A 7,727-nucleotide genomic window follows, 5' to 3' on the forward strand; every position below is an offset into this window, starting at 1 on the left:
CCTCCGCGATGTCCGCGTCACCATTGTGTGTGGCGCGCGTCACGTCGCACACTGGTGCGCATCGCACGGGGCCTCGCGCCCCCGTGGACCGCATCCCCACCAGGACCACGAGGTATCCCATGAAGCACCGCTCCCTCCGTCTCACCGCCGGCCTCGCCGTCGCCCTCCTCGGCCTCACCGCATGCGGTGACGGCGCCGGCGAGGGCAAGGAGTACAAGGTCGGCGTCAACCAGCTGATGTCCCACCCGGCCCTCGACGGCGCCCGGAAGGGGTTCGAGGAGGCGTTCACCGACGCCGGCCTCACGGTGACCTTCGACGAGCAGAACGCCCAGGGCGACCAGGGCACCGCCACGTCGATCGCCTCCACCTTCGCGTCCTCGGACGTGGACCTCGTGGCCGCCATCGCCACCCCGGCCGGCCAGGCCACCGCCACCGCGGTGACGGACAAGCCGGTCGTGTTCATGGCCGTCACCGACCCGGTGGGCGCGCAGCTCGTGGCCTCCGAGGAGAAGCCGGGCGGCAACGTCACCGGCATGTCGGACCGCAACCCGGTCAAGGAGCAGCTCCAGCTGCTCAAGGACGTGGACCCCGAGGCCAAGACCGTGGGCATCGTCTGGAACTCCGGCGAGGCCAACTCGAAGGTCCAGGTGGACCAGGCCAAGGAGGCCGGGAAGGAGCTGGGCCTGGAGGTCAAGGAGGCCACGGTCACCAACTCCTCCGAGGTGCAGCAGGGCGTGGAGTCCCTCAAGGGCGTGGACGGCATCTACGTGCCCACCGACAACGCGGTGGTGTCCGCCCTCGAGTCCGTGATCGCCTTCGGCCAGGCGAACAAGGTGCCCGTGATCTCCGCGGACACCGACTCCGTGGAGCGCGGCGCGCTGGGCACCTACGGCATCGACTACGAGGAGCACGGCCGCCAGGCCGGCGAGATGGCCGTGAAGATCCTCAAGGACGGCCAGAAGCCGGGCGACATCCCGGTCGGCTTCGCCGCGGAGGACTCCCTCGAGCTGGTCGTGAACAAGGAGGCCGCGGGCAAGTACGGCGTCGAGCTGCCGCAGGAGCTCGTCGACCGCGCCGACGAGGTCATCGGCGGCTGACCCGCCCGGACGACGCCGGCGCGCGCCGGCGTCGTCCCCTCCCGCCGTGCCGCACCGGCCCCGGACGCCGCCGCGTTCGGGGCCGGTCCACGGCCCGCCTCCTCGCCCCGGCCCGCGGGCCGCCTGAAAGGACCCCCATGATCACCGCTGTGGAGCTCGGCCTCATCTACGCCGTGATGGCGCTCGGCGTCTACCTCACCTTCCGTATCCTCGACTTCCCCGACCTCACGGTGGACGGCTCGTTCACCACCGGCGCCGCCACGGCCGCGGTGCTCATCACGAACGGCGTCCCTGTGGCCGCGGCCATGCTGGCCGCGTTCGTCGTGGGCTGCCTGGCCGGCCTCGTCACGGGCCTGCTGCACACCAAGGGCCGGATCGACGGCCTGCTCGCCGGCATCCTGACGATGATCGCGCTGTACTCGATCAACCTGCGCATCATGGGCAAGGCCAACGTGCCGCTGCTCGGGCAGGACACGCTGTTCCGCTCCCTCGCGGACCTCGGCTTGGCCAAGAACCTCGGCTCCGTGCTGGTGCTGCTGGCCGGCGTCGTGCTCATCAAGCTGGTGCTGGACTGGTTCCTGCACACGGACCTGGGGCTGGCCCTGCAGGCCACGGGCGACAACGAGGAGATGATCCGCTCCTACGGCGTCTCCACGGACCGCATGAAGATCCTCGGCCTGATGCTCTCCAACGGCCTCGTGGGCCTGTGCGGCTCCCTGATGGCCATGTACCAGGGCTTCGCGGACATCAGCATGGGCATCGGCCTGATCCTCGTGGGCCTGGCATCCGTGATCGTGGGCCAGGCCATCTTCGGCCGCCGCACGGTCTTCCTCGCCACCCTCGCGGTGATCGTGGGCGCGGTGGTCTACCGCCTCATCATCCAGCTGGCCCTCAACGCCGGTCTGAACCCGAACGACATGAAGCTGATCTCCGCCGCGCTCGTGGTGGCGGCGCTGCTGCTGCCCCGCTTCGGCCTCGCCCGCCGGCTCTCGCTGCGCACCCCGAGGACCGCGGACACGCCCGTCGCCGCCTCCGCCGCCGGGGACGCCGCCGACGCCGCCCCGACCGCCGCCACCGCCCAGGAGGCCCCCCGTGCTTGAGATCCACGACGTCCGCAAGACGTTCTTCCCGAACACCGTCAACGAGCGCCGGGCCCTGCAGGGGATCGACCTCCACCTGGCCGAGGGCGACTTCGTCACCGTGATCGGCTCCAACGGCGCCGGCAAGTCCACCATCCTCAACACGATCGCCGGCAAGCTCACCCCGGACGCGGGCTCCATCCGCGTGGCGGGCCAGGACGTGACCCGCATGGCGGACCACCGACGGGCGCGCTGGATCGGCCGCGTGTTCCAGGACCCCACCGCGGGCACGGCTCCGAACCTCACCATCGAGGAGAACATGGCGCTGGCCCTGCGCCGCGGGCACTCCCGCGGCCTGAGCCGGGGCGTCTCCGGCGGCCGGCGGGCGGTGTTCCGCGAGGAGCTGGTGAAGCTGGAGCTGGGCCTGGAGGACCGGCTCACCTCGAAGGTGGGCCTGCTCTCGGGCGGTCAGCGCCAGGCGCTCAGCCTGCTGATGGCCACCTTCTCCGGGCCGAAGATCCTGCTCCTGGACGAGCACACGGCCGCGCTGGACCCCTCCCGCGCCGAGCTGGTGACGCGGCTGACCGAGCAGGTGGTGGCCGAGCACGGCCTCACCACGCTCATGGTCACGCACAACATGTCCCAGGCCCTCGAGGTGGGCAACCGGCTGATCATGATGCACGACGGCCGCGTCATCCTGGAGCTGGACGCCGAACAGAAGGCCCGGGCCACCCCCGCGGACCTGCTGGCCGAGTTCGGCAGGATCAAGGGCGCCGTGGTGGACGACAAGACCATGCTCTCCTGAGCCGCCGGACCCGTGCGGGCGCTCGCGGGAGGCGTCAGGCATTCAGTCGGACCCGCTCGGGCGGTAGCGTCGGCGGGGTGAGCACCTCGAAGCCGAAGACCCCGCAGTCCAGCCGCACCGAGCACTCCGACGACACCGGCACCGTCGGCGCCCTGCCGGGCGTCCGGGACCAGGACCGCACCGCGGCCTCGGAGGTCCGCCGCAGCACCATCACCGGCCGGATCCCGGTCTCGGGCGTCCAGCCGGTGATCGAGGAGGGCCGGTTCCCCGCCAAGGCGGTGGTGGGCGAGGACATCCCGGTCCGCGCCACGGTGTATCGCGAGGGCCACGACGCCGTCCGCGCCACGGTCCGCCTGCTCGGCCCGGACGGGGCCGAGGTGCAGCGCGTCCACATGCGCCCGGGCCGGCCCGGCCTGGACGAGTTCGTGGCCACGCTGCGTCCGGCCGAGGTCGGCGCCCACCAGTTCGTGGTGGAGGGCTGGCACGACCCGGTGGGCACGTGGCTGCACGCCGCGTCCGTGAAGCTGGCCGCCGGGGTGGACGTGGAGCTCATGCTGGACGAGGGCGCCGCCCTGTTCGGCCGCGCGGCCGAGGACCCTGAGCGCTCCGCCGAGGACCGCGCCGTGTTCGCCGACGTCGTCCGGGGGCTCTCGGACGCGCAGGCGATCCCCGCCCGTCGCCTCGCCGCGGCCCAGTCCGCGGACGCGTGCGCGGTGCTGCACGCCCGCCCGATCCGGGAGCACGTCACCAGCTCCGAGCTGTACCCGCTGGACGTCCAGCGCGAGCTGGCCGGACGCGGCGCGTGGTACGAGTTCTTCCCCCGCTCCGAGGGCGCCCGGCACGACGAGGCCACGGGCACCTGGCACTCCGGCACCTTCCGCACCGCCGCCGAGCGCCTGCCCGCCGTGGCGGAGATGGGCTTCCAGGTGGTCTACCTGCCGCCGATCCACCCGATCGGCACGGCCCACCGCAAGGGGCCGAACAACACGCTCACCGCCGGTCCGCAGGACCCGGGCTCCCCGTGGGCGATCGGCGGGGAGGCCGGCGGCCACGAGGCGATCCACCCGGACCTCGGCACGTTCGAGGACTTCGCGGCCTTCGAGGCCCGCACGCGCGAGCTCGGGATGGAGCTCGCCCTGGACCTGGCCCTGCAGTGCTCCCCGGACCACCCGTGGGTGGCCGAGCACCCGGAGTGGTTCACCACCCGCGTGGACGGCTCCATCGCCTACGCGGAGAACCCGCCCAAGAAGTACCAGGACATCTACCCGCTGAACTTCGACAACGACCCGGACGGTCTGGCGCAGGCGGTCCTCGACGTCGTCCTGGGCTGGGTGGAGCGGGGCGTGCACGTCTTCCGCGTGGACAACCCCCACACCAAGCCCCTGTGGTTCTGGGAGTGGCTGATCCGCGAGGTGCACGCGGTGGAGCCGCGCGTCGTGTTCCTGGCCGAGGCGTTCACCCGGCCGGCCATGATGCACGGGCTGGGCCGCGTGGGCTTCCAGCAGTCCTACGGCTACTTCACGTGGCGGAACACCCGTGAGGAGCTGGCGGAGTACCTCACGGAGATCACCGCGGAGACGGCCGGGTTCTACCGCCCGAACTTCTTCGTCAACACCCCGGACATCCTCACGGAGTACCTGCAGCACGGTGGTCCGGGCGCCTTCCGCGCCCGCGCCGTGATCGCCGCGACCTCCAACCCGCTGTACGGCGTGTACGCCGGCTTCGAGCTGTTCGAGCACGTGGCCCGCCCCGGCGCGGAGGAGTACATCGACAACGAGAAGTACGAGTACCGTCCCCGCGACTGGGCCGGCGCCGAGGCCGCGGGCGAGTCCCTCGCCCCGTACCTGACCCGGCTCAACCGGATCCGTGCGGCGCATCCGGCCCTGCGGGATCTGCAGAACCTCACCCTGCACGGCTCCACCCACCCGGAGCTGCTCGTCTACTCCAAGACCCGCTCCGCGCTCCCCGAGGGGTGGCACGCCGCGGCCGAGGAGGTCACGGACGCCGGGCCGGCCGAGGACACGGTGGTCGTCGTCGTCGCGTGCGACCCGCACCGCGTGGCGGAGGCGACCCTGCACCTGGACGCCGCCGCCCTGCGCGTGCGCCCCGAGGACCGGGACGAGGAGGGCCGCTTCGAGGTCGAGGACCTCCTCAGCGGCCAGCGGTGGCGCTGGGACGAGCACCCCTACGTCCGCCTCCACCCGGCGGTCGAGCCCGCCCATGTCCTCCGCGTCGTCCGCCGCGGCTGAGCGACCCCCAGGAGACCCATGACCACCCCCGCCCCCGCCCCGCTGACCGTCGACGCCGAGGTCCTCGCCGCCGTCGCCGAGGGTCGCCACCCCCACCCGCACGACGTGCTCGGCGCGCATCCCCATCCCGACGGCGCCGCCGTCACCTACCGCGCGCTGCGCCCGTTCGCCCGGACGGTCACGGTGGTGCGGGACGGGGACGGCGAGCGGATCGAGCTGGCCCACGAGCGGGACGGCGTGTTCGCCGGCGCGGGCCCGCTGCCGCGCCGCGCTGGGGTGGCCGCGGGCGACTACCGGCTCGAGGTGACCTACCCGGGGGAGACGGGGGAGGACGTCGTCGAGCTCCACGACGACCCCTACCGGCACCTGCCCACCCTGGGCGAGCTGGACCTGCACCTGATCGGCGAGGGCCGGCACGAGCGCCTGTGGGAGGTGCTCGGCGCGCGCGTGCGCCGCGACGCGTCGGGCGCGCTGGTGGGCACGTCCTTCGCGGTGTGGGCGCCGAACGCGCGGGCCGTGCGCGTGGTGGGCGACTTCAACGGCTGGACCGGCCGGACGCACGCCATGCGCTCCCTCGGCGGCTCCGGCGTCTGGGAGCTGCTGGTGCCCGGGGTGGAGCACGGCGTCCGGTACAAGTACGAGATCCTCGGTGCGGACGGCGCATGGCAGCAGAACGCCGACCCGCTGGCCCGCTGGACCGAGGTCCCGCCGGCCACGGCCTCGCGCGTGCTGGAGTCCGGGTACGCGTTCACGGACGCGGAGTGGATGGCGCGGCGCCGCGCCACGGACCCGCACGAGCGTCCGCTGAGCATCTACGAGGTGCACCTGGGCTCGTGGCGGCCGGGGCTGTCCTACACGGAGCTGGCCGAGGAGCTGGTGGAGTACGTGACCTGGCAGGGCTTCACGCACGTGGAGTTCCTGCCGGTGGCCGAGCACCCGTTCGGCGGGTCCTGGGGCTACCAGGTCACGGGCTACTACGCGCCCACGTCCCGGTTCGGCACCCCGGACGAGTTCAAGCACCTGGTGGACGCCCTGCACGCGGCCGGGATCGGCGTGCTCGTGGACTGGGTCCCCGCGCACTTCCCGAAGGACGCGTGGGCGCTGGGCCGGTTCGACGGCACCCCGCTGTACGAGCACCCGGACCCGCAGCGCGGCGAGCACCCGGACTGGGGCACCTACGTGTTCGACTTCGGGCGCACGCAGGTGCGCAACTTCCTGGTGGCCAATGCCCTGTACTGGCTGGACGAGTTCCACGTGGACGGCCTGCGCGTGGACGCCGTCGCCTCGATGCTCTACCGGGACTACTCGCGCGCGGACGGCGAGTGGACCCCCAACGTGCACGGCGGCAACCATGACCTGGAGGCGATCGACTTCCTGAAGGAGGTCAACTCCACCGTGTACCGCGTGCATCCGGGAGTACTGATGATCGCGGAGGAGTCCACGGCCTTCTCCGGCGTGAGCGCCCCCGTCGACGCCGGCGGCCTGGGCTTCGGCAAGAAGTGGAACATGGGCTGGATGCACGACACCCTCGCCTACCTCTCCGAGGAGCCGGTGAACCGTCGCTGGCACCACGACCAGTGGACGTTCTCCATGGCCTACGCGTACTCGGAGAACTACGTGCTGCCGCTGTCCCATGACGAGGTGGTGCACGGCAAGGGCTCCCTGCTGGGCAAGATCCCGGGGGACCACCGGCAGAGGCTCGCCACCCTGCGGGCCTACTACGCGTACATGTGGGCGCACCCCGGCAAGCAGCTGCTGTTCATGGGCGGCGAGTACGGGCAGCCCACGGAGTGGTCCGAGGAGCGCGGACTGGACTGGGCGGCGTCGTGGGACGAGGCCCACCGCGGGGTGCAGCTGACGGTGCGGGAGCTCAATGCGCTGTACCGGGCCAAGCCGGCCCTGTGGTCCGCGGACCATGGGCCCGAGGGCTTCGCGTGGGTGGACGGCGGCGACGCCGATGGCAACACCCTCGTGTTCCTTCGCCGCCCTGCGGAGGGGCAGGGTGGCGCGCCCCTGCTGAACATCACCAACCTCTCCGGGGCGATGCGCCACGGACTGCGGGTGGGGGTGCCGAGCGCGGGGGAGTGGACGGTCGTCCTGGACACCGACAGCACGGACTTCCACGGTGACGGCCGGCGGGAGCAGGCGCGCCAGCCGGAGGTGCTGCGCGCGGAGAGCGGTCAGTGGCAGGGCCAGCCGGCGTACCTGACCGTGGACGTGCCGGCCCTCTCCACCCTGTGGCTGGAGCCGCAGGTCGGCTGACCGGATGATGCACTCCCTTCGTGATCGACATCACGGAGCGGAGTACTGCCTCCAGAGGGGTGCGGCAGGGCGGAGGGAGTGCGCGAGGCCCTCACGCGGCCGCGTGATCATGCGGAAACGTGGGCACCGCGGTGGGGGCAGGTCCGTGAGGAACCCTCGATTTGGTGCGGGGGGCGGAGGGTGTGTAGAGTTCTTTCTCGTGCTGAGGCGCGGTCCGGTGAAACGGGCGGCGCGG

General features: G+C 72.4%; 5 protein-coding genes. All 5 read left to right on the forward strand.

Translation table 11 applies throughout. From position 1 onward, the window contains the following. The first annotated feature begins 119 nt into the window (after positions 1–119). Positions 120–1,097 (forward strand): ABC transporter substrate-binding protein, encoded by a 978-nt coding sequence (locus Q4D18_RS05270; RefSeq protein ID WP_303126356.1) that lies wholly within the window; start codon positions 120–122, stop codon positions 1,095–1,097. Between the two features lie 137 nt (positions 1,098–1,234). Then, a complete protein-coding gene (locus Q4D18_RS05275; RefSeq protein WP_303126358.1) occupies positions 1,235–2,197 on the forward strand; it encodes an ABC transporter permease in 963 nt (320 codons plus the stop codon). Then, on the forward strand, positions 2,190–2,981 hold the full coding sequence (locus Q4D18_RS05280) for an ABC transporter ATP-binding protein (protein ID WP_303126360.1): 792 nt from the start codon (positions 2,190–2,192) through the stop codon (positions 2,979–2,981). Before Q4D18_RS05275 ends, Q4D18_RS05280 begins: the two co-directional genes overlap by 8 nt. A 209-nt stretch (positions 2,982–3,190) precedes the next feature. After that, the gene (locus Q4D18_RS05285) at positions 3,191–5,230 is read left to right on the forward strand and encodes an alpha-1,4-glucan--maltose-1-phosphate maltosyltransferase (protein WP_303126363.1); all 2,040 of its coding nucleotides are present in this window, start codon (positions 3,191–3,193) and stop codon (positions 5,228–5,230) included. 42 nt (positions 5,231–5,272) lie between these two features. Beyond that, on the forward strand, positions 5,273–7,492 hold the full coding sequence (gene glgB, locus Q4D18_RS05290; protein WP_303126364.1) for a 1,4-alpha-glucan branching protein GlgB: 2,220 nt from the start codon (positions 5,273–5,275) through the stop codon (positions 7,490–7,492). The last annotated feature ends 235 nt before the right edge of the window (positions 7,493–7,727 follow it).

The sequence above is a fragment of the Micrococcus sp. genome (genome assembly GCF_030523875.1).
GTDB lineage: Bacteria > Actinomycetota > Actinomycetes > Actinomycetales > Micrococcaceae > Micrococcus.